18 protein-coding genes, 1 tRNA gene and 1 pseudogene are annotated in these 25,529 nt (G+C 59.8%); 19 read left to right on the plus strand and 1 reads right to left on the minus strand.

Features of this window, described 5'->3' with window-relative positions; translation table 11 throughout:
- From FQV27_RS07015 to FQV27_RS19260, 8 genes are all read left to right on the plus strand, one after another.
- Positions 1-1,677 carry an ABC transporter ATP-binding protein gene (locus FQV27_RS07015; protein ID WP_246133024.1) on the plus strand — a complete coding sequence of 559 codons (1,677 nt, stop codon included), beginning with the start codon at positions 1-3 and terminating at the stop codon, positions 1,675-1,677.
- A complete protein-coding gene (locus FQV27_RS07020) occupies positions 1,677-2,774 on the plus strand; it encodes an ABC transporter permease (RefSeq protein WP_147097149.1) in 1,098 nt (365 codons plus the stop codon). The genes FQV27_RS07015 and FQV27_RS07020 overlap by 1 nt, the downstream gene beginning before the upstream one ends.
- Entirely contained in the window at positions 2,771-3,409 is a 639-nt protein-coding gene (locus FQV27_RS07025; protein WP_147097150.1) for a LysE family translocator, read from the plus strand. The genes FQV27_RS07020 and FQV27_RS07025 overlap by 4 nt, the downstream gene beginning before the upstream one ends.
- Positions 3,410-3,412: 3 nt before the next feature.
- Positions 3,413-4,378 (plus strand): ABC transporter permease, encoded by a 966-nt coding sequence (locus FQV27_RS07030; RefSeq protein ID WP_147097151.1) that lies wholly within the window; start codon positions 3,413-3,415, stop codon positions 4,376-4,378.
- Positions 4,362-5,162 (plus strand): purine-nucleoside phosphorylase, encoded by an 801-nt coding sequence (locus FQV27_RS07035; protein ID WP_147097152.1) that lies wholly within the window; start codon positions 4,362-4,364, stop codon positions 5,160-5,162. Before FQV27_RS07030 ends, FQV27_RS07035 begins: the two co-directional genes overlap by 17 nt.
- A 250-nt stretch (positions 5,163-5,412) precedes the next feature.
- The gene (gene petA / locus FQV27_RS07040; protein ID WP_147097153.1) at positions 5,413-5,973 is read left to right on the plus strand and encodes a ubiquinol-cytochrome c reductase iron-sulfur subunit; all 561 of its coding nucleotides are present in this window, start codon (positions 5,413-5,415) and stop codon (positions 5,971-5,973) included.
- Between the two features lie 10 nt (positions 5,974-5,983).
- A complete protein-coding gene (gene petB, locus FQV27_RS07045) occupies positions 5,984-7,306 on the plus strand; it encodes a cytochrome b (RefSeq protein WP_147097154.1) in 1,323 nt (440 codons plus the stop codon).
- Positions 7,307-7,318: 12 nt separating this feature from the next.
- On the plus strand, positions 7,319-8,842 hold the full coding sequence (locus tag FQV27_RS19260; RefSeq protein ID WP_147097155.1) for a cytochrome c1: 1,524 nt from the start codon (positions 7,319-7,321) through the stop codon (positions 8,840-8,842).
- A gap of 80 nt (positions 8,843-8,922) precedes the next feature.
- On the opposite strand, the gene FQV27_RS07055 is transcribed toward FQV27_RS19260, so the two are convergent.
- Positions 8,923-10,350 (minus strand): Glu/Leu/Phe/Val family dehydrogenase, encoded by a 1,428-nt coding sequence (locus FQV27_RS07055; protein WP_147097156.1) that lies wholly within the window; start codon positions 10,348-10,350, stop codon positions 8,923-8,925.
- A gap of 151 nt (positions 10,351-10,501) precedes the next feature.
- On the opposite strand from FQV27_RS07055, the gene FQV27_RS07060 reads away from it, so the two are divergent.
- The 11 genes and pseudogenes from FQV27_RS07060 to FQV27_RS07115 all read left to right on the plus strand — a co-directional run bounded on the left by FQV27_RS07060 (position 10,502) and on the right by FQV27_RS07115 (position 25,515).
- Positions 10,502-11,149, plus strand: a complete 648-nt coding sequence (locus tag FQV27_RS07060; protein ID WP_147097157.1) for a TetR/AcrR family transcriptional regulator — start codon at positions 10,502-10,504, stop codon at positions 11,147-11,149.
- A gap of 116 nt (positions 11,150-11,265) precedes the next feature.
- Positions 11,266-11,351: transfer RNA gene (locus tag FQV27_RS07065), tRNA-Leu, on the plus strand.
- Between the two features lie 25 nt (positions 11,352-11,376).
- A complete protein-coding gene (locus FQV27_RS07070) occupies positions 11,377-12,012 on the plus strand; it encodes a 5'-methylthioadenosine/S-adenosylhomocysteine nucleosidase (protein ID WP_147097158.1) in 636 nt (211 codons plus the stop codon).
- Between the two features lie 61 nt (positions 12,013-12,073).
- On the plus strand, positions 12,074-13,891 hold the full coding sequence (locus FQV27_RS07075; protein ID WP_147097159.1) for an ABC transporter transmembrane domain-containing protein: 1,818 nt from the start codon (positions 12,074-12,076) through the stop codon (positions 13,889-13,891).
- A gap of 128 nt (positions 13,892-14,019) precedes the next feature.
- Positions 14,020-15,630 carry a PQQ-dependent sugar dehydrogenase gene (locus FQV27_RS07080; protein ID WP_147097160.1) on the plus strand — a complete coding sequence of 537 codons (1,611 nt, stop codon included), beginning with the start codon at positions 14,020-14,022 and terminating at the stop codon, positions 15,628-15,630.
- A gap of 1,147 nt (positions 15,631-16,777) precedes the next feature.
- Positions 16,778-17,131, plus strand: a pseudogene (locus FQV27_RS07090) (site-specific integrase); the annotation flags it as partial.
- Between the two features lie 202 nt (positions 17,132-17,333).
- Positions 17,334-18,842 (plus strand): ATP-binding protein, encoded by a 1,509-nt coding sequence (locus FQV27_RS07095; RefSeq protein ID WP_147097161.1) that lies wholly within the window; start codon positions 17,334-17,336, stop codon positions 18,840-18,842.
- Positions 18,835-21,585 carry a Z1 domain-containing protein gene (locus FQV27_RS07100; protein ID WP_147097162.1) on the plus strand — a complete coding sequence of 917 codons (2,751 nt, stop codon included), beginning with the start codon at positions 18,835-18,837 and terminating at the stop codon, positions 21,583-21,585. The genes FQV27_RS07095 and FQV27_RS07100 overlap by 8 nt, the downstream gene beginning before the upstream one ends.
- Positions 21,572-22,534: a PD-(D/E)XK motif protein gene (locus tag FQV27_RS07105; protein ID WP_147097163.1), complete on the plus strand. Its 963-nt coding sequence runs from the start codon at positions 21,572-21,574 to the stop codon at positions 22,532-22,534. Before FQV27_RS07100 ends, FQV27_RS07105 begins: the two co-directional genes overlap by 14 nt.
- Complete coding sequence (locus tag FQV27_RS07110) at positions 22,527-24,611, plus strand: AIPR family protein (RefSeq protein ID WP_147097164.1); 2,085 nt, start codon at positions 22,527-22,529, stop codon at positions 24,609-24,611. Before FQV27_RS07105 ends, FQV27_RS07110 begins: the two co-directional genes overlap by 8 nt.
- Positions 24,601-25,515 (plus strand): DUF2971 domain-containing protein, encoded by a 915-nt coding sequence (locus tag FQV27_RS07115; RefSeq protein WP_147097165.1) that lies wholly within the window; start codon positions 24,601-24,603, stop codon positions 25,513-25,515. Before FQV27_RS07110 ends, FQV27_RS07115 begins: the two co-directional genes overlap by 11 nt.
- The last annotated feature ends 14 nt before the right edge of the window (positions 25,516-25,529 follow it).

The following is a 25,529-nucleotide window of genomic DNA, read 5'->3' on the forward strand; positions in this document are numbered from 1 at the left end:
ATGCAGGCTGACGATATGAAATCGGGGGGGCCGGGTTCGGCCCCCCAATCCGTCGCCCCCGCGATCGAACTTGTCGGGATATCGAAGTCGTTCGGTCCGGTTCAGGCCAACAAGGACATCAACCTGACCGTCGCACGCGGTTCGATCCACGGGATCATCGGCGAGAACGGGGCCGGAAAATCGACGCTCATGTCGATTCTTTATGGGTTCTACAAACCCGATTCGGGCGAGATACGCATTAACGGCAAGCCCATCCAGATCACCGATTCCATGACCGCGATCCGTGCCGGAATCGGCATGGTCTTTCAGCATTTCAAGCTGGTGCGGAACTTCACGGTGCTGGAAAACATCATCCTCGGAGCCGAAGACGGACCGATGCTGCGCCCCTCGCTTGCGCGGGCGCGGACCCGCCTGCGCGAACTGGCCGAGGAATATGAATTGCAGGTCGATCCGGATGAAACGATCGACGAACTGTCCGTCGGCCACCAGCAGAGGGTCGAGATCCTGAAGGCGCTGTACCGGCAGGCCGATATCCTGATCCTCGATGAACCAACAGGCGTGCTGACGCCTGCCGAGGCGGACCATTTGTTCCGCATCCTGAATGGCCTGCGCGATGAGGGGAAGACCATCATCCTGATTACCCACAAGCTGCGCGAGATCATGGAGATCACCGACACGGTCAGCGTCATGCGCCGCGGCGAAATGGTCGCATCTGTCAGCACCGCAGAGACTTCGCCCGAGGAACTGGCCGAGCTGATGGTCGGCCGCAAGGTTCTGCTGGAGGTCGACAAATCCCCCGCACAGCCCGGCGATCCGGTGCTGGAGGTGCGCGACCTGCGGATGATCGACGACGAGAAGGTCGAGCGTATCCGGGGGGTCAGCTTCGACATTCGCGCCGGAGAGATCGTGGGCATCGCGGGCGTCAGCGGCAACGGGCAGACGCAACTTCTGGAACTTCTCGGCGGATTCCCCGAGAACGGCGCACAGGTCACGGGCGAGATCCGGCTGAATGGCCAGCCGCTGGACCTCAGCGGCCGCCATTCCGATGCGGCAACGCGCCGCGCGCGCGGCATCGGCCACGTGCCCGAGGACCGGCAGGACGAGGGCCTTATCATGGACTTCGCGGCCTGGGAAAATGTGGCGTTCGGTTATCACAACACGCCGGAATATTCGAACGGGATCTGGCTGGACCGCAAGGCGATCCGTGCCGATGCGGAAGGCAAGATCGAACGCTTCGACGTGCGGCCTCCGAACCCTGAACTTGCGGCGCGCAACTTTTCCGGCGGCAATCAGCAGAAGATCGTCGTCGCGCGCGAGGTCGAACGGAACCCGGACCTGCTGCTGATCGGGCAGCCGACACGCGGCGTCGATATAGGCGCGATCGAATTCATCCATAAGCGCATCGTCGAATTGCGAGATGCGGGCAAGGCGGTGCTGCTGGTCAGCGTCGAGCTTGACGAGATCATGTCGCTTTCAGACCGGGTTCTGGTCATGTTCGACGGCATGATCATGGGCGAACGCGATCCGGAAGCCACCAGCGCGGGCGAGCTTGGACTTTTGATGGCGGGCGTGACGGATACCGAGAATGCGCCGAAAGAGGCAGGCGTCCCGCCCGAACACGGCCATCCTGCCGATCACCCGGATGAGCCGACTGCAGCGCCGGAGGGCCGTCTCTGATGGACAAGATGCCGAAATGGGCGGATGTGATCCTGACGCCGCTGATCTCTCTTTTCCTCGCCTTCGCGATTTCTGCACTGGTGATCCTCGCCATCGGCGAAAGCCCGTGGGAGGCGCTTAAGACGATGGTGACGGGGGCGCTCGGGTCCAGCTATGGCTGGGGGTTCACGCTTTACTACACCACAAACTTCATCTTTACCGGGCTTGCGGTCGCAGTCGCCTATCACGCCTCGCTGTTCAATATCGGGGGCGAAGGGCAGGCGGGGCTTGGCGGGCTTGGCGTGGCGCTTGTCTGCCTGTTCATACCGTGGCCGCACTGGTCGCTGGCGCTTCTGGGTGCGATTGCGGGCGGGGCGCTGTTCGGTGCGGCATGGGCCTATATCCCCGCGATCCTTCAGGCCAAACGCGGCAGCCATATCGTGATTACCACGATCATGTTCAACTTCATCGCCGCCGCGCTTCTGAACTGGGCGCTGGTGAACTGGCTGCGTCCGGTCGGCAGCATGGACCCGGCTTCGGCCAATTTCCCGGCCGCGACGCATCTGCCCAAGATTACCGACATGTTTGCCGGCGTGGGCATCGAATGGGGCAACCACACGCCCGCGAATGTCACCTTCTTCGTGGCACTTCTTGCCTGTGTCGGGGTCTGGCTGCTGATCTGGCGGACACGTCTCGGTTACGAAATTCGCGCCTTCGGCAAGTCCGAAACCGCCGCACGCTATGCCGGCATCTCGCCGACGCGGATCACCGTGATCGCGATGCTCATTTCTGGCGGACTGGCCGGCATGATGGCCACCAATAACGTGATGGGAGAGGCAGAGCGTCTGGTTCTGAACAATGTCGAAGGCGCGGGCTTCATCGGCATCGCCGTGGCACTTATGGGCCGCAACCATCCGTTCGGGGTGCTTCTGGCAGCCCTGCTGTTCGGCTTTCTCTATCAGGGAGGCGGCGAGCTAGCGCTGTGGACATCCATCCCGCGCGAATTGATCATCGTCATTCAGGCGCTGGTGATCCTGTTCACGGGCGCTTTGGACAACATGGTCCGCATGCCGCTGGAACGCTTCTTTACCGCGCGCAGGCTGGGGAAACGGGCATGATCGACCAGTTGATCCCCTATCTTCCCGGCTTCGTCGCAGCATATGCGATTCTCGTTGTGGCCGTCGCGTCACCCGGCCCGGGCGTCGCATTGATCCTCGGTCATGCGGTCAGCGAGGGCCGCCGTGCCGCGCTGCTATGCTCGCTTGGGATTGCTGTCGGCTCCGCGTCTCTGGCGCTTGCGACCACGCAGGGTCTTGGCCTGCTGATGGAGCGGGTCGCCTGGCTGTCGACAATCGTCCGCATCGCAGGCGTCTGCTATCTGCTGTGGCTGGCCTTCAAGGCGTGGCGAAAGGCACTGACGCCTCCGCAGGTCAGCATCGCGAAGGTTCGGGCCATGTCGCCTTCGCGCGTATTCCTCAGCGGCTATCTGCTTCAGATCACCAATCCCAAGGCCATCGTCTTCTGGCTGGCAATTGCCACCGTGGGTGCGACGAAAGCGGCACCACTGCCGGTGGTCGCGCTGTTCATTCTGGGGGCCTTCCTGCTGTCGCTGGCGGGCCACGCGGCCTATGCGGTGCTGCTGTCGTCGCAGCCGTTCCGCTTGGCCTATGACCGCGCACGCCGCTGGATCGAGGGCGTGATCGGCGCTTTTCTGACTTATGTTGCCTTCCGCCTGGCAACCGACCGGAGCTGAGACATGGATTTCAACACGATCATCCAGATTCTCGACAGCTCTGTCCGGTTGATGACGCCATTGCTGCTTGCTTGTCTTGCCGGGCTGTATTCGGAACGCTCGGGCGTGTTCGACATCGGGCTGGAAGGCAAGATGCTGATGGCGGCCTTTGCCGCTGCGACGGTTGCCGCGCTGACCGGATCTGTCTGGCTGGGCCTTGCTGCAGGTATTGCGGGATCAATGGCCCTGTCTCTGATCCACGGCGTGACCTCGATCACATTTCGCGGCAATCAGCTTATCTCTGGCGTCGCGATCAACTTTCTTGCCTCGGGTCTCACGGTCTTGCTGGGCCAGAAAATCTTCGGCCTTGGCGGACGCACCCCCAGTCTCAGCGGTGGAGCACGCTTTTCCGAGATCAAGCTGCCATTCGCCGATCAGCTCCGCGATGTGCCGGTAATCGGGCCGATCTATGCGGATCTGATCTCGGGTCACACGATCCTGGTTTACGTGGCGTTTCTGTGCGTGCCTGCGACATGGTGGCTGCTGTACAGGACGCGTTTCGGCCTGCGCCTGCGCGCGGTCGGTGAAAACCCGGCTTCGGTCGATACGGCTGGCGTGTCGGTCACGCGCCTGCGCTACATTGCCATTGCGATCTGCGGTGTCCTTTGCGGGCTAGCCGGCGCCTATCTGGCGACCGGGCTTTCTGCGGGATTTGTGAAGGAAATGACCGCCGGACGCGGGTTCATCGCCCTTGCGGCGCTGATTTTCGCGAAATGGAGGCCTTGGGGAGCATTGTTCGCAACCTTCCTGTTTGGCCTGTTCGAGGCGATTGCGAACCGCTATCCGAATCTGGACGTCGGCCCGATCACGATCCCGTCGATGTTCATGAATGCGCTGCCTTATATCCTTACCGTCATCATTCTGGCCGGCTTTGTCGGCCGCGCCATCCCGCCACGCGCGGGCGGAGAACCCTATGTCAAAGAGCGCTGAGCTTGCCGATCTGATCCGTTCCAGCGCAGGGAACGTTGCACCGGAATACGGGCTGATCCTTGGCTCTGGCCTCGGTCATCTGTCGGGCGCGATAGAGGACGGGGTGTCTATTCCATATACGGACCTGCCGGGGTTCCCGCATGCGGGCGTATCCGGCCACGTTCCCCGACTGGTTATCGGGGATCTGGAAGGCAAGCGCGTGGCGGTGTTCGGCGGACGGTCGCACTACTATGAATCCGGGCGGGCGGATGCGATGCGGTTGCCGCTGGAGGTCCTGGCCGCGCTTGGCACCACCAAGCTGATCCTGACCAATGCCGCCGGCGCCGTGAACGAGGCGCTGTCGCCCGGCGGGCTGATGCTTCTGTCCGATCACATCGCCTTTGCCGGAACGAACCCGCTGATCGGCGAGCAGACGGATGCACGTTTCGTGCCGATGACGGACGCCCATGATGCGGAATTGCGCGACGCGCTGAAGGCAGCGGCGAACGCCGAGGGCGTCGATCTGCCCGAAGGCGTCTATGGCTGGTTTTCAGGCCCGAGCTTTGAAACCCCGGCAGAAATACGCGCCGCACGCGTACTGGGCATGGATGCCGTCGGCATGTCGACAGTGCCGGAGATCATCCTCTCCCGCTTCCTTGGCCTCAGATGCGCGGCGATCTCGGTCATCACGAATATGGGTGCAGGAATGTCGGACGAATCCATCAGTCACGATCATACCAAGCATATGGCGCCGCTGGGTGCAGCGAAACTGGAAAAGGTCCTGCGCCGGTTCTTGCGTGGCTAAGCCGGATCGTCGCCGAAGCCTGCGTGCCGACGTCGCGCAGCTTTCGGTATCTGCGGCCGAATGTCGCGACCCCTTGACATGCCTCAAGGCGAAAACGCAACACCTGCGGTCATTTGCGGAAAGTTCAGGGCTCTGCCCCGCTGGACTGGCGGGAAATTGATCGGTAGAGATGCCCTTGCCGAGGCTGCGATTCAAGTGGCCCAATAAAACATAGCCGGTCCGTTTCCGCGGGCCCAACCGGAGAAAAGCCGTGACCCACGTCGAAGAACACGAAGGCACGCGGAGGGACTTCCTCTACTACGCCACCGCTGGGGCAGGGGCTGTCGCGACCGGCGCGGCTGCCTGGACCCTGATCAACCAGATGAACCCCTCGGCCGATGTGCAGGCGCTGTCCTCGATCATGGTCGATGTCAGCGGTGTGCAGACGGGCACGCAGCTTACGGTCAAATGGCTTGGCAAGCCCGTGTTCATCCGCCGCCGCACCCCGCAGGAGATCGAGGAAGGCCGTGCGGTCGAACTGGGCGAGCTGATCGACCAGAGCGCCGAGAACGAGAACAAGCCCGGAGAGCCTGCGACCGACCAGAACCGGACCATGGACGAAGCCGGTGAATGGCTGGTCATGATCGGCGTCTGCACCCATCTGGGTTGCGTTCCGATCGGCGATGGTGCCGGCGATTTCGGCGGTTGGTTCTGCCCCTGCCACGGATCGCATTACGACACGGCCGGCCGTATCCGTCGCGGCCCTGCGCCGCGCAACCTTGAAATCCCCGTCGCGTCCTTTGTCGATGACGCTACGCTGAAGCTCGGCTGAGGAGGCGACGATGGCTGGAATTCCGCACGACCATTACGAACCGAAGACCGCACCCGAGCGCTGGCTGCACCGCCGACTGCCGGTCATGGGCATCGTCTATGACACGCTGATGATCCCGACGCCGAAGAACCTGAACTGGTGGTGGATCTGGGGCATCGTCCTGGCCTTCTGCCTGGCGCTTCAAATCGTCACTGGCATCGTCCTGGCGATGCATTACACGCCCCATGTCGACATGGCCTTCCGCAGCGTCGAACATATCATGCGCGATGTGAATGGCGGGCATATGCTGCGCTACCTGCATGCCAATGGCGCGTCGCTGTTCTTCTTTGCGGTCTATATCCACATCTTCCGCGGCCTGTTCTACGGTTCCTACAAGGCGCCGCGCGAGGTGACGTGGATCGTGGGCATGCTGATCTATCTGTGCATGATGGGGACTGCCTTCATGGGCTATGTGCTGCCCTGGGGTCAGATGTCCTTCTGGGGCGCGACCGTGATTACCGGCCTGTTCGGGGCGATCCCCGGCATCGGGCCCAGCATTCAGGAATGGCTGCTTGGCGGACCGGCTGTCGATAACGCCACGCTGAACCGCTTCTTCTCGCTGCATTACCTGCTGCCCTTCATTATCGCGGCGCTTGTCGTCGTCCATATCTGGGCGTTCCACACGACCGGGAACAACAACCCGACGGGCATCGAAGTGCGCCGCACCTCGAAGGAAGATGCGCAGAAGGACACGCTGCCCTTCTGGCCCTATTTCGTCATCAAGGATCTGTTCGCGCTTGCCGTGATCCTGGTCGTGTTCTTCGCGGTTGTCGGCTTCATGCCGAATTACCTTGGCCACCCCGACAACTATGTCGAGGCGAACCCGCTCGCGACGCCAGCGCATATCGTGCCTGAATGGTATTTCCTGCCCTTCTACGCGATCCTGCGGGCCTTCACGGCTGATGTCTGGGTGGTTCAACTGGTGAACTGGATTTCCTTCGGGATCATCGACGCCAAGTTCTTCGGCGTTCTGGCGATGTTCGGCGCGATTCTGGTCATGGCACTGGTTCCGTGGCTGGATACCAGCCGCGTCCGCTCGGGCCGTTTCCGCCCGATGTTCAAATGGTGGTTCTGGCTGCTCTGCATAGATTTCGTCGTGCTGATGTGGGTCGGTGCGATGCCCGCCGAGGGGATCTATCCCTATATCGCGCTGGCGGGGGCCGCCTATTGGTTCGCCTATTTCCTCATCATCCTGCCGTTGCTGGGTGTGATCGAGAAGCCGGATGCGATGCCCTCGACGATCGAGGAAGATTTCGCCGCGCATTACGGCAACAACACCCATCCTGCCGAGTAAGGAGAGGCAAGCATGACCCTGAGAATCAAGACCCTCACGGCCGTGGCCGCGCTGACCCTTGGCGCGGCAGCCTGGGCGCAGGACGCGACCGTGGTTATTCCGGTCCCGGAAAATCCGACCCCGGCGGAAGCCGCCGGGGCCGTCGCCGACGCGGCTGCTGACGCAGCGCAAGCTGTTGGCGACGCTGCGGGTGACGCTGCCGCCGCTGCCGCGGATGCAGCCGCCGACGCAACCGCACAGGCCGCCGAACAGGCGACCGACGCGGCTGCTCAGACGGATCAGGCCGCATCAACCGCAGCCGATACCGCAGATACCGCTGACACGGCCAACGCGGATGCCGAGGCTGACGCCGTCGCAACCGAAGGCGACGCTGCGGGCGCATCCGCCAGTGAAACCGTCGCAGCCGAGGATCAAGCGACCGAGGATGCCGCGACCGGCACGGCCACGCCGGATTCGGCGCAGGTCGAAGCCGGCGATACGGTCCCGGCCCCCGAAGGCGAGGCCCCGGCAGAGGTTCAGGCTGCTGAGGACGCGCAGGCGACACCGGATGCCGGAAATCAGCCCGCTGCAAACGAGTCCGCTGACGAACCCGCCGCCGAGGTTGCCGTCGAAGGCGAAACCGCGCCCGAGCCGGTCGACAGCACGCAGGAAGTGACTGCTGCCGAGCAAGACGCGCCGGCTGGTGACGCCGCCGAAACCGCAGCCGAGACTGAAGATGCTGCTGCGCCTACCGCTGCGGTCGAGAATGCAGGCGCTGAGGCCGAGCAGGTGGGCGAGGCCGAGGCTGAACATGCCGAGGAAGCAGGTGCCGGCCATGCCGAGCAGCACATCCCGGACATCGCCTTCAGCTTCGAAGGCCCGTTCGGCAAGTTCGACCAGTTCCAGCTTCAGCGCGGCCTTCAGGTCTATACCGAAGTCTGCTCTGCCTGCCACGGCATGAAGCAGGTGGCCCTGCGCACGCTTGCGGATGAAGGCGGTCCGGCGCTGCCCGAAGATCAGGTCCGCGCCTATGCAGCTAATCTGGACATTACCGACCCGGAAACCGGCGAGGATCGTCCGCGACTGCCGACCGATCACTTCCCGACCATCGTTCAGGGCAATGGCATGGGGCCTGACCTGTCGCTGATGGCCAAAGCGCGGGCCGGTTTCCACGGCCCTTACGGCACCGGTATCAGCCAGTTGTTCAACGGCATTGGCGGCCCCGAATATATCCACGCAGTCCTGACCGGCTATAATGGCGAAGAGAAAGAGCAGGCCGGTTCGGTCCTGTATCACAACGCCGCATTTGCCGGGAACTGGATCGGGATGCCTCCGCCCCTGTCCGACGATCTCGTCACCTACGAGGACGGCACCCCTGCGACGGTGGATCAGATGGCGCGAGACGTCTCGGCCTTCCTGATGTGGACGGCAGAGCCGCACATGATGAACCGCAAGAAAGTCGGCTTCGTGTCGGTGATCTTCCTGATCGTGATGGCGTCGCTGCTGTATCTGACCAACAAACGCCTCTGGTGGTCGGTGAAACACGGCGATCATTGACCGCCTGATCGCTTATTGAAGAAAGCGCGCCCCGAGGGGCGCGCTTTTTTCTGTTTCACATCAAGGTTTTCGGCACTGGCTTAAAGCCCGAGCGAGCCATAGACATTCGTGATGCGCCGGATCGCCACGACATAGGCCGCCGTGCGCAGGTCATCGACGCGGTCATCGCCGAACCAGACCTCCTGCATCTTCATGTAGCTTTCGCGCATCGTGTCATCGAGGCCAGAGCGCACCAGTTCCAGCTCGTCCGCGCCGTGTAGATAGGCCGATTTGAAGCCCTCGGACAGCGTCCACTTGACGCCCGAATCCGCCGACAGCCGCTCGATCTCTGAAACCAGCAGGCGGTTGCGTGCTTCTTCGTGCCGGCGTTCCAGGCGGCCGAGGCTGATCTGGCTCAGGTTCTTGACCCATTCGAAATAGGACACGGTCACACCGCCCGCGTTGGCATACATGTCCGGGATCACGACAATGCCGCGATCCTTCAGGATCTTGTCGCCTTCCGAGGTGGTCGGACCGTTCGCGGCCTCGATAATCAGCTTGGCCTTGATCTTGCCGGCGTTCTTCTCGGTGATGACGCTTTCGACGGCTGCGGGGATGAGGATGTCGCAATCGTCCTCCAGCCCCTCCAGCCCCGCAGGGCGGAAGCTGGCGCCGGGAAAATTCTCGACCCCGCCGGTTTCCCGGATGTGGTCTTTCAGCGCCTCGATATCCAGACCGTCCGGGTTATGCACGGTGCCGTTATATTCGACCACGGTCACGATGACGCAGCCATCTTCTTCCTGCAGGAATTTGGCGGCGTGATAGCCGACATTCCCCAGACCCTGCACCACGATGCGCTTGCCCGACAACTCGCCTTCGATCCCGGTGCGCTTCAGCGCTTCGGGATGACGGAAGAATTCGCGGATCGCATATTGCACGCCGCGCCCGGTCGCCTCGACCCGGCCCAGAATGCCGCCGATGGTCACAGGTTTGCCGGTCACGCAGGCTTTGGCGTTGATGTCGTCGGGATGCAGGCGCTTATACGCATCCGCCATCCAGGCCATTTCGCGTTCGCCCGTGCCCATATCCGGCGCCGGAACGTTCTGCGAAGGCGAGATAAGCGAGCGGCGGGAGAGTTCGTAGGTGAAGCGGCGGGTGATACGTTCCAGTTCGTCTTCGTCCCAGTCGCGCGGATTAATGCGCAGCCCGCCTTTCGACCCGCCGAACGGCACCTCGACCAGGGCGCATTTATAGGTCATCAGCGCCGCCAGCGCCTCGACCTCGTCCTGATTAACGGACATAGCATAGCGAATCCCGCCCTTCACAGGCTCCATATGTTCCGAATGGACCGACCGGTAGCCGGTGAAGGTATGGATAGCGCCGCGCAGTCGAACGCCGAAACGAACGGTATAGGTCGAGTTGCAGACCCGTATCTTTTCCTCCAGCCCCGGCGGCAGCTTCATCAGCGACGCCGCGTGGGTGAACATGCGATCGACTGAATCGCGGAAGGAGGGATGATTGCTGGCCATGGGACAGACTCCGCTATTTGCCTATTCGATTGGCAGAGCATCACCGTTGTGGCGGAAATTCGCAATCACATTCGTGGGGTTACATAACGCCTTGTGGCCGCGCGGCTGTGTAGCATAAGTTGGCACTAGGGAGCCAGTTCAGGCAGTTGTCATGTTTAACGAGGACCGGTCCGTTACGCGGGGCCGAAAATTCGATCAGGTATTGGAAGGCGCGCGTCGCGTCTTTTTGCGCGATGGATACGAAGGCGCGAGCGTTGACGATATCGCGCGTGAAGCCTCCGTTTCCAAGGCGACGCTTTACAGCTATTTTCCTGACAAGAAACTCATGTTTACCGTCGTCTTCCGCGACGAGTTGGAACGCGCGAAGATCGACCGCGATGCGCTTTTGCGCATGGAGCTGCCGATCGACGAGGTTCTTCGTTTTACGGGCCACATGATCGCGAGCCATACCGTGTCGGAATTCGGGTCGCGCATCCTGCGGCTGGCCATTGCCGAAGCGCAGCGCTTCCCGGAACTGGCCGTTGAATATTACGAAATCGGCCCGGCGGCCCTGCAACGGACGCTTGAACGTCAGATACGCAGTTGGCAGAAGGACGGCATGATCTCCACCGAGGTGGTGGATCTGAACATGGCTGCGGATAGCTTCGTTCAACTTTGTGCGGTCCGGGTGCGTGATCCGATGATGCTTCTCGGGCGGGAACATGTTGATGACGCGACGATCCGGCGTGCCGTCGACAATGCTGTGCGGGTTTTCCTTCGCGCATACGGAACGCAGGCGGCGCTTCGGCTGATCGACTGATACGCCGGGATCGAAGGGACCAATTCGCCCAACCGCCAGCCTGTGCCTTGCCCTTGCCGAGCGGCATGATAAGTTTGCGCATGTCCTGAAAATATTCCTCTTGTTTTCAGTTCGTTGCGGGCGTGGCGGAATGGTAGACGCATGAGACTTAAAATCTTTGGGCCGAAAGGCCGTGCGGGTTCGAGTCCCGCGGCCCGCACCACGATCCGGCAAGACTGCAAGCGGCCATGACCGGCATCACCAGCCTCGCCGGGGTGCCAGTTCTTTTCATTATGGCAGCCGATGCCGAATACGGACCGGCGCTTCAGGCGCGGATAACCCCGCTGATTACCGGCGTCGGCCCCGTCGAGGCCGCTTTGGCAACCGGCATTGCGCTGGCAAGGCTGGACGCGGCAGGCACGATGCCGAAACTGGTCGTCTCGCTCGGCTCTGCGGGATCGGCTAGGCTTGAACAAGCCGGGCTGTATCAGGCTGAATCGGTAAGCTGGCGCGACATGGATGCGTCTGCACTGGGTTTTGAGAAGGGCGTGACGCCGTTTCTGGACCTGCCGGCGACCCTGCCATTGGAACTGCGAATTCCCGGCATCCCGACCGCGACCCTGTCCACCGGGGCGAATATCGTTTCGGGCCGGGCGTATGAAGCAATCGCCGAAGATATGGTCGAGATGGAGACTTTCGCCGTCCTGCGTGCTTGCCAGCAGTTCGGGCTGCCGCTGATTGCGCTTCGCGGTATCTCTGACGGGGCAGAGGAGCTTGCCCATGTCGGCGACTGGACGCGCTACCTTCATATCGTGGACGAGAAGCTGGCGGGCGCGGTTGACGCGCTCCGCGACGCTTTGTCATCCGGCAAGATCCATGTTTGACGGTTGCCGCTGAGGCGCGCGGGGCCTAAAGCTTGCCGCGCAAAACCCGATACAGGCACGCATGGCACGCGCACCCAAGGCCCAGAATGACCGTCCCGCAAGCCGCCGCGTCGGCGCGCTTTCCGCGTTATGGCCATTTGTCCGCCCCCATCGCGCCACCGCGTTCGCGGCACTTCTCGCCCTGACGCTGACCGCCGGCATCAGCCTGATCCTGCCGCTTGCGGTGCGGCGAGTGGTGGACGGTTTCGACGTCGGCTCTGCCTTGCTGGACGAATATTTCGGCGCGGCCCTGATGATTGTCGCGCTGCTCGCGCTTGGGACGGGTCTGCGCTATTACCTCGTTACACGGCTGGGCGAGCGCGTCGTTGCCGATATCCGCAAGGCTGTCTTTGACCGCGTGATCGGGCTTTCGCCCAGCTTCTATGAACGTGTCATGACCGGAGAGATTGTCAGCCGCATCACCACCGACACGACCGTCATTCTGTCTGTCATCGGCTCATCCGTGTCTGTCGCGCTGCGCAATATGCTGCTGATGCTGGGCGGGGTGGTCATGCTGCTTCTGACCTCTGCGAAGCTGACCGGGCTGGTGCTGCTTCTGGTGCCGGTCATCCTGATCCCGATCATCGGGTTGGGACGGCGGCTGCGCGTCCTCGCGCGAGAGAACCAGGACTGGATCGCAGCCTCGTCCGGGTCCGCGTCCGAGGCGTTGCAGGCCGCGCAAACGGTGCAGGCCTTCACGCATGAGGCCGCGACCCGCGCCGAATTCGCGCGCGTTACCGAGGAAAGCTTTATCTCGGCACGCAAGCGCATCGCGACGCGCGCGGTGCTGACGATGATCGTGATCTTCCTGATCTTCGCTGGTGTCATCGGTGTGCTGTGGATCGGCGCGCGCGATGTCGAAAGCGGTGTGATGAGCGTGGGCGAACTGGTTCAGTTCGTGATTTATGCGGTTCTCGTCGCCGGTGCCGTTGGTGCGCTGTCCGAAATATGGGGAGAGTTGCAGCGCGCCGCCGGTGCGACCGAGCGTCTGGCAGAGCTTTTGGCGGCAGGCGATGCCATCCGCGACCCTGCCGAACCTGTCCCTGCGCCGCGGCCAGCACGTGGCGCAATCGCGTTGGAAGATGTGACATTCGCCTATCCATCCCGCCCAGATCAGTCCGCGCTGCGCGATGTCTCGCTGTCGATACGTCCCGGCGAAACCGTCGCGCTTGTCGGTCCGTCCGGGGCGGGCAAAACGACGGTCATCCAACTTATCCAGCGCTTCTGGGACCCTGCGAAGGGGCGTGTGACGCTGGACGGGATCGACCTGCGCCACATGGACCGCGATGACTTTCGCAGCCAGATCGCGATTGTCCCGCAGGACCCGGTGATCTTTGCCACGACCGCGCGCGAAAATATCCGCTTCGGTCGCCCGGATGCGTCGGATACCGAAGTCGAGGCCGCTGCTCGCGCCGCGCATGCGCATGAATTTCTTATGGCATTGCCCGAAGGTTATGACAGTCAGGTGGGCGAGCGCGGGGTGATGCTGTCTGGCGGCCAGAAGCAGCGGATCGCAATTGCGCGTGCCATCCTGCGCGATGCGCCAGTCATGCTGCTGGACGAGGCAACCAGCGCGCTCGATGCGGCCTCGGAACATGCGGTTCAGCAGGCGGTCGATCAGCTTGCGCAGGGCCGCACGACCATCATTATCGCCCATCGGCTGGCGACCGTGAAGAAGGCCGACCGCATCGTCGTTTTTGACGGCGGCGAAATCGTGGCCGAGGGAACCCATGACGAACTGGTCGCAGACGGCGGGCTTTATGCGCGCCTGGCGCGCCTGCAGTTTACCGAAGGAATTGCCGGCGATTCGGCATTTGAACGCGTGTATTCTCGGCAATAAGTAAAACCTATGGTTGATTATTAACAGTTTGGCCTGCCGTTTCGGCCAGAATCCGTATTTCCTGTTTGTCAGCGCGGCACATATGCTGATTATTGGCGTGTAACACTTGCCTGTTCGGTAATCAGTTCATGCGTCGCTATCTGTTTCCTGCCTTCGTTTTGCTGCTTGTCGCAGCGCTTGCTTTCAGCGTCGGATTTTACTCCGGCTTCCGAAAGAATGTCGTATTCGAGATGATCGTGCGCGGCGCGCGCGCGATGAACCCCGCCCCTCTCGTAACTGCCGCCCCGGAGATGCGGCTGGATATGACCGACCGCGCCTTCCTCGATTCCACGCTTTTGCCGTTGCATCAGGACGAAATCCTTGTGACCTCCTCCGAAGGCACGCCGCTGCCACTTCTGGCGCTGGAAGCTGCTGGTGGCGAGGATGCCATCGCGCTTGGTGCCGAAGGCACGCTGTTTCGCATGACGGGCGCGGCCTGCCCCGGTGACGGATGCCTGCGTCAGATCGGGCGACTTGTGCGGCCCGACGGCACCGCGCTTGACGATATTTACGATCTTCTGTCGCTTGAGAGGGAAGGCGGGCGCGATTGGTATGTGTCCTATGGTCAGCCGGATGCCGCAGGCTTCAACAAGTCATTCGCAATCAGCCGCTTTGTCTTGCCAGAGGACGAGGGCGGCAAATCGCTGCAACCCGTCGAAAAGCCCGTATTTCTGTCGCGCTCGTTTTCGCTGCGCAATGGGCATGCGCCCCGCTCTGCCGGTGGGGCGATGGCATATGACCCGAAGACCGACGAAATCATCGTCGCTGTCGGCGATTACAGCCTGAACGGCATCGCGAATGTGTATTCCGGCGCAGTGCCGCCGTCGCAATCGCCGGACAGCGATATCGGAAAAATCCTGCGTATCGACCGCGAAACCGGACAGAGCCATATCGTGTCGATGGGGCATCGCAACCCGCAGGGGCTTTCGATATCTTCGGATGGCGAACTGATTTCGACCGAACATGCGCCGAAAGGTGGCGACGAGATCAATCTTATCGCCGAAGGCCGCAATTACGGGTGGCCCTACGCCTCGATGGGCACGGTTTACGGCACTTATTCGTTCCCCGAGAAGCCGCTGCGCGCGGGAGAGGTTCATGGCGGCTATACCCCGCCGATCGCGGCCTACCTGCCAAGTCCGGGGATCAGCGCGGTCACCCATATCGAAGGGTTTCATCCGGCCTGGGACGGGGATCTGATGGTTGCCACGCTGAAGGCGCGTTCGCTGATGCGGGTGCGGCGCTGGGTTGGGGGCAGCTATACAGAGCAGATCTATATCGGTGACCGCATTCGCGATGTCGATATCGTCGGCAAGGCGATGCTTCTGGCGACGGACAGCGGCAAGATCATACGATTGACCCCGGTCGAGAATGTGCAGCTTGCGCGGACCGAAACCGGCTTGAACACGAACCTCAATGCGCTGTCGAATTGCGGAGGGTGTCACAACCTGAACTATCCGGTCTCAACCCGCGATGCGCCGCATCTGCGCAACCTCATGGGCAGGCCCATTGCCTCGGCCAGTGACTATTCGACCTACAGCCCGGCCCTGCTCGCGAAGTCGACAGGAACATGGGATATCGAGTCGCTCGAAAAATTCCTGCGCGCGCCGCAGGAGTTCGCGCCCGGAACCGCGATGCCTGACCTGGGACTGAGCGATGGCGAGATTGCAGAGTTGATGACCGAGCTGCCATTGCTGCGCTGAAAACCGGCGACCCAAGAAACGCTGGGGGAGATGGAGCGGGTGATGGGCACCAACTGAGTTTCTGACGATGTACTTATTGCATAATTTATCACTTAAAAACAAATAGATAAATAGAATTCATCGGCATTCCCTGTGTCGCAATGTTGATGCGAATGTTATGCATTGAACAGCTAAATCAGGGGCGCTCCTCTCCCTGTGGAACTCGGGCCAACCGCCCGCTGGTTGGATGCACGAGCGGTTGTGCAGCGCTTGAGGTGCCATTTGATTGACCTTTTTTTTGGGGAGTGATGTGTACGATGAAGGCGGTTCTTTGCTAGCGCTGCCAACGGCGTTCCGCATCGCCATGGCTCAGCGCCTGGGCGCGAAAAGCCATAGTCGATCCCTTGCACTACATCCCCGTTGTAGCCCGCAAGCCCAGCGCCCTTCGCAACGGGCGCCCCTCAAGGAATGGGGGCATGAACTGATATGCCGGAGGTCCAAGCACGTGACTCGTCTCGTGAAAATCAGCACTACATCCAGTCGGACGGTAACTTCGGAACGGATCGGGCTCTTATTATCTCATCAACGAGGCCGCTTCCTAATCCCGCGGCCGTCGTATGATCCGAACTTTCCCCGTGTTTCCTCCGCCGCAAAAGAACTGGTCGCCGCCATCGGAATCCAGCGCTGACATTCCCCTCTCTGATGGCATGTCGAGCTTTTCGAGTACCTCTCCGGTATCACGGTCGATGTGTCGCAAGTTGCTTCCGTCATCATCCCATGTCGCGTGCCACAGTTCGGCGTCCACCCAGGCCACCCCGGTAAAGAAACGATTGGATTCAAGGGTTTTGAGAACAGCGCCTGTGTCCGGATCAACTTGGTGGATCCGTCGGCCGCGATGTTGCCCGACCCAAAGCGTTCCTTCCGCTCATGCAAGACCCGAACCGGCTCCACCTCCAGGCGCGGGAACGCTAGAAAGCACATCGCCGGATTGCGGATCGATCTTCTGAATTCGATCCTCCGCGATCTGAAACAGGTACTCTCCGTCGAACGCTGTTCCCGCATGATGGCGCGGCCGACGTAAGTTTGGTTGGAAAAGCACCTTTTGCAATCAGCCGCGATCGGTCCAACGGCGCTTCAAGTCCGCAGGCGGCCCGGATCAGGCCAGATCGTCCGGTTCGAGATCACCGAAGGCACGAGAGCATTGGTCAAGCGCTGGATGGAGCATCCGCTGATGGTTGGCTCGGAGTATCTCTGGCCTGGGCGGTTCCACGAACGGTTGCATATCTCGACCAGGCAATATGCGCGGATTGTCCGCGACTGAGTCACATCGGTCGGACTCAGGGCGACGGCCTATGGAACGCATTCGTTGCAGCGGAGCAAGGTCACGGAGATCCACAAGAAGACCGGCAACCTGCGTGCGGATCAGCTTTTGCTTGGTCACACCAAGATTGACAGCACATTGCGGTATCTGGGCGTTGAGCTCGAGGACGCATTCGCGATCGCCGAGGCTATCGAGATCTGACGGGAACTGGGTCGCCTTGTTGAGGGGCGGCCCTGACCAGACTTGCGCAGGTGGCGCGATGCCGCGGTGCTTCTTCCCAGAAGCAGCCATTCGCGTGAACTTGCCACGAAAGCGGAGCAGTCGGCTCTCTCGCCGTAAACTAATCTAGGTCGTCTCTCTGCTGACGCTTGTATACCATTGAGCGCGCGATAAGATTTACGCCATGAGAGATGCTACGAATCCGATACCCAATTCAAGAGAGGTCGATGCGACCCCTTACGCTGCTTCGCTGATCGAAGGGCATCGAGACTTCGGGTACAGTCTTGAGACCGCACTTGCCGACGTCATCGACAACGCGATCACCGCAGGAGCTCGCCAAATAGAACTTGTCGCCGACACCGTCGCCGATGAACCGTGGATAGCGTTAGCGGATGACGGCTCGGGCATGACGGAGGCCGTGCTCGTCGAAGCTATGCGCCTCGGCTCCAAGAATCCGACGGACGAACGCGCAGCCGAAGACCTTGGGCGTTTCGGTCTCGGTTTGAAGAGTGCAAGTTTCTCGCAGTGCCGAAGTCTGACGGTTCTGACGCGGAAAGACGGTCGAACTTCCTGTGCGCGATGGGACTTGGATCGCGTCGCGAAACGGAACGACTGGCGCCTGGAACTCATCGACAACCCCGAATTAGTGACCGGGCACGATCTCCTTGCGGAGAACGGAACGGTTGTCATCTGGGAGAAACTTGATCGCTTGAGTGGCGGCTACACCTATGACCGCGTTAAGCGGGCCGAGCACATGAACTCTGAGTTGTCCCGTGCAGAGCATCATCTGCGCTTGGTGTTTCATCGCTTTATGGAGGGTGCCAAGCCACGGCTGAAACTTTCACTCAACGGTCGTCTGCTGAAACCCAACGACCCTATGGCAACGTCTCATGCGGCCACACAGAAGGACCCGGAGGAGGTGCTTCGCCTGCGTCAGGGTGACGTCCTGATCAGATGCCACACGCTTCCCCATCACAAACGGATGAGCCGGGAAGAGTGGGAAGAAATTAGCGGTCCTGAGGGGCATCTGAAGTCTCAGGGTCTGTATGTCTACCGCGAGAAACGTCTAATCATCGCGGGCGGATGGCTGGGCCTCGCGCGCCAGACCGAACTCACAAAGCTCTGCCGGATCGCCGTCGATATCCCGAATACGATGGACGCCGAGTGGAAGATCGACGTCAAGAAGGCGTCAGCCCAACTTCCGCCGGTGGTGCGTGAGCGACTGAAGAAGGTGGTGGAAAGGTTCGTCGGTACATCCAAGCGCACCTATCGCAGCCGAGGCCAAAAGCTCGTCGATGAGACTCGTTTTCCGATCTGGAATCGGGTGCAAAAGGATGGGCAGATCATCTTCCGCCCCAACTTGGAGCACCCAGTCTTTCGAACATATTCCCGTCAGTTGCCAGAAGAGCTGCGAGATGGTTTCGAACGTTGCCTGCGCATCGTCGGGTCTGGTCTACCGATCGAGGCGCTGCATGCTGAACTCGTCGGGAACGCGGAAGCGGTCACGGCTGACGAAACTTTAGCAACTGACCTCGAAGAGTTGGTCTATTCCCTTGCAGTGACACTGATGGAAAACGGTGTGTCCTCCGAGGCTCTGTCGGTCACGATGCAGAGCAACCCGTTCTTGCGAGTGCGGTGGGAAGCCGCGGCACCGATGCTGGGGGATTTCTTAAGGGCGCGAATTGATGAATGAAGCAATCGAGACGGTGAAGAACATGGTCGAAAGCGGCCTGTTCAATCAGGCTCGGAAGTCTGAAGATGAGCTTCGCAAGATGATCCGGGGAGTTGCTGCGTTAGTCCCGCCGGGGCTCAATGATGAAGATCTCGAACAGATTGCGCGAGAGATCGAGCACAAGCAGGGGATCAAGGCAGGCCTTGGCGCGGTGGTCGACAGCGAGGATTTCGAACCTTGGCTGGATGACGCCAAGCCGTCGATCGAGCCGTTCTACTGGAACCGCTACCAGAAACTACTGTTGCAAAACGGCCTGCCGAAAGACGTTGTGATTTCCACGGACACGGTTACGGATAAAATCCTCAGCCGTCTTGGCAACCCCGAGAAGCATGTGCCGTGGGATCGGCGCGGCATGGTGGTTGGCCACGTCCAAAGCGGCAAGACCGCCAATTATACGGGCTTGATCTGCAAGGCGGCTGATGCAGGGTACAGGCTGATCATCGTTATTGCGGGTATTCACAACAACCTTCGAAACCAGACACAGGCCCGGATCGACGAGGGCTTCATTGGTCGTGATACCGGAAAGTCCCACGAAACCAAGAAGGGGGGTGCAAAACACATTATCGGCGTCGGCCATTTCGACCCTAACAACACACCGGTCAGCCTTACCAACACTCTACGGGATTTCAACAAGGCCACGGCCTCAACTAACACGAGCGAGATTGACTCCTACAAGGTTCCTGTCGTCCTCGTGATCAAGAAGCAGTCGAATACACTCCGCAACCTGCTGCAATGGCTCAAGGACAATAGTGCTCGCGGCGACCGTGAGATGATTGATCAGCCTATGCTGCTCATTGATGACGAGGCTGACAACGCTTCGATCAATACCATGTACAATAAGGAGGAAGTCACAACCACAAATAGGTTGATCCGCGAGCTTCTGAACACTTTCCACCGGAGTTGCTATGTCGGCTATACCGCAACTCCTTTCGCGAATATCTTCATCGACCCTGACCAAGACGATGAAATGCTGGCGGAAGACCTGTTTCCGAAGGACTTTATCATCGGCCTCGATGCGCCATCCAATTATTTTGGCGGCAAAAAAGTCTTTGTCGAAGGCTTGCCCGATGATGAGGAGCCAACTTGGTTGAGGTATGTCGACGACAATGAAGATGTGCTTCCCGTCAAACATCCACAGGATTTTTTCGTGGAAGCACTGCCGGCCTCGTTGGTGAGAGCTGTTCGCGCCTTCGTGCTGGCTGCTGCTATTCGTAAGCTAAGAAACCAAGAGCACAAACACTGCTCGATGTTGGTGAACGCAAGCTTTCGGAACCCTATTCAATCACAGCTGCGGAATCGGTTGCATGAAGTACTTCAAAGGATTCAGAATGCTGTCAGAGTGAACGGCTCAACTGGTAGCAAGGGAATTGCAGACCCTGAGATTGCAGCTTTGAAAGAGGTGTGGGAAAGCGAATTCAAAGAGACCTATTCCTCATGGGATGAGATTCAGGTTGCGCTGCATGAGGCAATAGCCGCAGCACAGGTCGTGTTGGTGAACTACAAGTCGAAAGATGTCTTGGAGTATCCCGATGAAATTCGTGGCAAAGCGGGTAGAAAATACATTGCAGTCGGCGGTTTTTCTCTATCGCGCGGACTAACGCTCGAGGGGCTGACGGTAACCTGGTTTTTACGTAACACGAAGATGTACGATACCCTCATGCAGATGGGGCGTTGGTTCGGGTATCGGACCGGATACGAAGATCTTTGCCGTATATGGATGCCAGCCGAAGCTATTGGATGGTACGCATACATTGCGAACGCGACAGAGGAATTGCACTCAGAAATTCACGATATGGCGGCTGTTCCGACAGCCACTCCCAGGGATTTCGGTCTGGCGGTGCGAAGTCATCCAGCTTCGTTGCTCGTCACAGCACGCAACAAGATGGGGTCGGGAACAAAGGTCACGACGCAGATCGGACTCTCTAACAAGTTTGTCGAGACATCGAGAGTAAGCATTAGATCGGCCGATCTTTCCGCGAATATTGATGCGGCCAAGTCTTTGTTTTTAAAGCTTAAGAGCGCGGGCTTAGAGGAGGAGCGATCGTCTTGGGGGGTGTTGTATCGCGGCGTACCGGTCCAGTTCATAGACGAATTTCTTGCCGCGTGGCGAAACGCCGAGCAGAGCGTAACGACTGACCCGGACCCGGTCAGAAAATACATCGATGCGCGAAGTTCGGACGAGTTGCAAACTTGGGATGTATTAGTGCCCAGCCTAACCAAAGGCGAGTCCGACAGAACGCTAGGCATGCCGATCGTGCCCGCGACGCGATATGTGGACCTGCACGATCTGCAACATGATTTCATGTCATTCAGCGGGAAGCGAATGCGCGTCGCGTCTCGGGGTATCGAGAAGGCTGGTGTAGACCCGGCAAGGGCTGAGGCAGCCGAGTCGCGGTATCGGGAAGAAAACGGGAAGACAGACGGTGAACGCGTGAACTATCCGGACTCGATCTACCGCCGCGAAAGAGATCGCGGCCTATTCATTCTCCATTTCGTCAAGGCGAAGGCGCCAGATGGAAAGGAAGATGCCAAGCAAGTCGACCTGATCCCTGCTGAGCCCGTTGTGGCGTGGGGCATAAGCCTTCCAGTTTCTTCTCGCCCGGCCGAACGCGTTGAATACGTGGTGAATACGGTACGCTATCGGGAACTCTTCGGTGAAGAAGACGAAGACGAAGATCAGGAGGCAGCTCTTGAAGCCTCGTGATCCTTGGAAAGGTCTCGACCCAGACCAAGCAAAGAGGGTCGATGTAGCGGGCTGTTTCGATTTCTTCTGGGTTGTGCTGGACGCCGGCATGCCCGGCCTGATGTTGAAGCTGCCCGGCCTGCCGCAACCACTACCACGTCTGCCAAAGTTGAAGAACCTCGTCGCCTCCTTCCGACCGGTTTCGGGCGGAGCAGCATTCGTTCTCGGCCTGAAGGAAAGAAGTCAGGTCGAGATCTTCGAAACTCTTTGCCGGGATGTAGTCGAGGCCGGCGAAGCCGGCACGGATCGCGACGAAGCGCTCGCGAGAGCGCTTCAACGCACGCGGCGCTGGTATCACCTTCTGCGTGGCGGAAAGACAAACGGTTTATCCGTTGAAGAGCAGCGGGGGCTTGTCGGCGAGTTGGCCTTCCTTCGGGACCTTGTTTCGGCTTTCGGACCTGACACTGCAATCGAGGCGTGGACCGGACCGACCGGTTCCGCCAAGGATTTCGAGCTAATCGGAAGCTGTGTCGAGGTGAAGGCAAGGCGAGTGGCGGCAAAGCCGTTCGTGACCATTTCGTCGGAAGACCAACTTGCTGATGTCGAAGGAAGCCGCCTTTGCCTGCGCGTGGTCAATGTGGCGTCGGCCGTCCTGCCGGAAGGTCAGAGCCTGCATGATCACGTGAGAATGACGGCCGAGATGATCGAAGAAGACGGCGCGGTGTTCGAAACGTGGGAAGAGACGCTCTATTCGACAGGATATGATCCCGAGAACAGTTACGACGACAGGCGATGGCTTCTCGGCGCTGCGACCGATTATGAGGTTAAAGAGGGTTTCCCGCGGATTTCCGCGCCACTTGCGCCAGGCGTAGAGAACGTCAGGTATTCGATCGCTCTCGATGCCTGCGAGCCGTTCAAACTGGAAGGTGATCTGATCGACGTGATCCGGAAGGGGATTGAGAATGAGTGATCTCGAAGAATTTCATCATGAACTCATCGCCGATATCCAGGGCGATGCGGACGTCCTCGGACTTGTGACGGTTGAGGCGTTTTTCGAGAAGGTAGGCGATCTGCTTACCGAAGCCGGGGAGTTGGATGGAGCCAACAGGGCTTACTTCGAGGGCGGTGGCGCCAGCAACCCCTTGCGGATCGACGGTTACGGTGGCGACCCAAGAGATGGCGATGGCGTCCTGAGCCTCGTGTTATGCGACTTCGAGCTTTCCGACGAGGTGCGTGTTCAGAACAAGGATCAGATTCAGCGCCTCCTGCAGCGACTCTACAGGTTCGTTGTTTCAAGCCTGAAGACCGATTTCCGAGAGCAATTGGAAGAGACAAGTGCCGGGTTCGGCGTGGCCGATCTCATCGCCACGACCTGGAAGGATGTCGAGAAGGTCAAACTCATCATCGTGACCAACGCCGACTTTCGCGCCCGTGCCGATGCGGCAAACGTGAAGGATCTTGATGGCAGACCTGTCACCCTCAGTGTTTGGGACCTGAAGCGCCTGAAGCAATACATGGAGCAGGGGCAGGCGCGGGCGAACCTGATCATCGATTTCGACAGGGATTTCGGCGGGAGCGTTCCCCTTCTTGCAGCCTCCGGAAGCGATAGTGCGCTCGAAAGTTACCTGGCGGTCATTCCCGGAAAACAGCTGGCGGCCATCTACGACAAGTGGGGACCGCGCCTGCTCGAGGCCAACGTCAGAAGCTTTCTGCAGGCACGCGGCAAGGTGAACCAAGGCATTCGCAACACGATCCGCGATGAGCCGCACATGTTCTTCTCCTACAACAACGGCCTTAGTGCGACGGCCGACGCGATCGAGATGGAACAGACCGATCAGGGCCTCCAGCTGGTGCGGGCGGATAATCTCCAGATCGTCAACGGCGGTCAGACAACTGCCTCACTGCACGCGGCGCGAAAGGCGTTTGCCGAGCAGTTGGATTGGGTCCACGTCCAGATGAAGCTGACCATCGTGCCGCGCGAACAATCCGAACTCGTGGTCCCGCGCATTTCGGAATACGCAAACAGCCAGAACAAGGTGAACGCCGCGGACTTCTTCGCCAACCATCCTTTCCACATCCGGACAGAAGAGCTATCGCGCAAGGTCCTGGCGCGGGGAGAAGACGGGTATCGGGACACCAAATGGTTCTACGAGCGCGCACGGGGGCAATATGCCGACGAACGCGCACGCAGGACCATTGCGGAGCGCAAGAGGTTCGATGCCGAGTTCCCGCGATCTCAGTTCCTCACGAAGACCGACCTTGCCAAGTTCGAGAACACTTGGGCCTGCATGCCGCATATCGTGAGCCTCGGAGCGCAGAAGAACTTCGCGGAATTCGCCAAACACATCGGCAAACGCTGGGGTTCCGAAGGAGTGGCGTTCGATGAGCTCTGGTTCAAGCGCTTGATCGCGAAGGCCATCATCTTCCGGGCTACCGAGAAGCTGGTTTCGGGTGCGGAATGGTACGAAGGCGGCTACCGCGCCAACATTGTGACCTACGCAATTGCCAAGCTCTTCCATGATGCAGAGGAACGGGATATGGTCGTCGATCTCGACGAGGTCTGGAGATACCAGGATGTCTCTCCCGACTTGAAGGCGGCCTTGTTGGTGGCAGCGGCAGAAGCACAGGACGTGATCACGCACCCGCCCGAGGGCGTGCGCAACTTCAGCGAATGGGCCAAGAAACAGGCTTGCTGGAAGGGGCTGGAAGATCGCGACTTGAGCTATCCGGAGGAATTCGACCGTGTTCTGCTCTCCCCGGATCTGGCAAATGAACGGACGAGAGAGGCCCGCTCGGACAAGGCTGTCGAGACCAGCGTCGAGGCAGAACTCGAGGTGCACAGGCTCGGCGCCGCGTTCTGGGCAGACGCACGAAACTGGGCACGGGAACGTGGGCTTCTGTCTCCAAGAGAAAATGGGGTTCTGGAAACCTGCGCCGCAATCCCGGGCAAGATGCCGTCGGACAAGCAGTGTGCGATTGCCATGAGTGCGCTCAGAAAGCTTCAAGGTGAAGGCTTTTCAACTGACGTGAACGCCGATGCGACCTGACGAAAAAAGAAAGCTATACAAGTTCAGTGGCCCAACCGAGTACGCTCTCCAGAACCTGGAGAACGGGGTGATTTTTTGTCAGCACTACTCAGCATACAATGATCCATTCGAATTCTGGAGCAACATCTACGAGGGAATTCCCGATCCAAGGGTCGAACCAGAGAGATTTCTTGCCGCTGCATCGGCATGGGGGTTTCCGGCGAATTCAGTCGACGAGTTGATGGCTGATCAAACGTTCTCTGAGAACATGGAAGATTACTTTGACGAGTGTCAGCACTATGCGCCACCATTTGGAGCAATGCGGCAAGGTGTTCGCATTGCCTGCTTCGGTTCCGAACAGGACAATTTGCTAATGTGGTCCCACTATGGTGATGGTCTTCGCGGGTTCTGCCTCGTGTTCGACGAAGTCTTGGTCGCGGATGCCGACCCGGAATGCTACTTGCTCGATGTGGCCTATCTTCAGACGCCGCCCACTGTAGACAGTTTAGTTTACGGGATAGCTTGGGATCAAGACTGGTTCAGCCAGATCGCTATCGATGAGACGACGACGGCGATCGAGTACCAAGGCAGGAAGGAATTGAAGGCGGAAATCCCGATGTACGAAGAAGCTGGCGCTGAAGCAGTCAGGATGATGCATGATATCTGGCGGCACGCCTTTGGCACCAAGCCTACCGAATGGAGCTACGAGCGCGAACGACGTTTATTGGTGCAGTCTGGCCGTAAGGACGAATTGCCGATCCTGCGTAGATATCCCTTCGAAGCCATCAAGCAGGTCGTTGTGGGCGAGAGGATGCCACTAGACTACAGACGTCGCCTCGAGGTAGTTCTTTCGAAGACCTGCGGCGACGTTCCAGTCACCACCGCAAGTAGATCATCTTCAACCTACTGCTTGAAGATAGTGTGAGCCGCAGCAATCTC

This window comes from Paracoccus aurantiacus (assembly GCF_007993065.1).
GTDB classification, from domain to species: Bacteria; Pseudomonadota; Alphaproteobacteria; order Rhodobacterales; family Rhodobacteraceae; genus Paracoccus; species Paracoccus aurantiacus.

Bases quoted from the DNA above. Each gene is read 5' to 3' on its own strand.
- FQV27_RS07015 (WP_246133024.1), top strand. From the start codon at position 1: ATGCAGGCTGACGATATGAAATCGGGGGGGCCGGGTTCGGCCCCCCAA.
- FQV27_RS07020 (WP_147097149.1), top strand. From the start codon at position 1,677: ATGGACAAGATGCCGAAATGGGCGGATGTGATCCTGACGCCGCTGATC.
- FQV27_RS07025 (WP_147097150.1), top strand. From the start codon at position 2,771: ATGATCGACCAGTTGATCCCCTATCTTCCCGGCTTCGTCGCAGCATAT.
- FQV27_RS07030 (WP_147097151.1), top strand. From the start codon at position 3,413: ATGGATTTCAACACGATCATCCAGATTCTCGACAGCTCTGTCCGGTTG.
- FQV27_RS07035 (WP_147097152.1), top strand. From the start codon at position 4,362: ATGTCAAAGAGCGCTGAGCTTGCCGATCTGATCCGTTCCAGCGCAGGG.
- petB (WP_147097154.1), top strand. From the start codon at position 5,984: ATGGCTGGAATTCCGCACGACCATTACGAACCGAAGACCGCACCCGAG.
- FQV27_RS19260 (WP_147097155.1), top strand. From the start codon at position 7,319: ATGACCCTGAGAATCAAGACCCTCACGGCCGTGGCCGCGCTGACCCTT.
- FQV27_RS07055 (WP_147097156.1), bottom strand. From the start codon at position 10,350: ATGGCCAGCAATCATCCCTCCTTCCGCGATTCAGTCGATCGCATGTTC.
- FQV27_RS07060 (WP_147097157.1), top strand. From the start codon at position 10,502: ATGTTTAACGAGGACCGGTCCGTTACGCGGGGCCGAAAATTCGATCAG.
- FQV27_RS07070 (WP_147097158.1), top strand. From the start codon at position 11,377: ATGACCGGCATCACCAGCCTCGCCGGGGTGCCAGTTCTTTTCATTATG.
- FQV27_RS07075 (WP_147097159.1), top strand. From the start codon at position 12,074: ATGGCACGCGCACCCAAGGCCCAGAATGACCGTCCCGCAAGCCGCCGC.
- FQV27_RS07080 (WP_147097160.1), top strand. From the start codon at position 14,020: ATGCGTCGCTATCTGTTTCCTGCCTTCGTTTTGCTGCTTGTCGCAGCG.
- FQV27_RS07095 (WP_147097161.1), top strand. From the start codon at position 17,334: ATGAGAGATGCTACGAATCCGATACCCAATTCAAGAGAGGTCGATGCG.
- FQV27_RS07100 (WP_147097162.1), top strand. From the start codon at position 18,835: ATGAATGAAGCAATCGAGACGGTGAAGAACATGGTCGAAAGCGGCCTG.
- FQV27_RS07110 (WP_147097164.1), top strand. From the start codon at position 22,527: ATGAGTGATCTCGAAGAATTTCATCATGAACTCATCGCCGATATCCAG.
- FQV27_RS07115 (WP_147097165.1), top strand. From the start codon at position 24,601: ATGCGACCTGACGAAAAAAGAAAGCTATACAAGTTCAGTGGCCCAACC.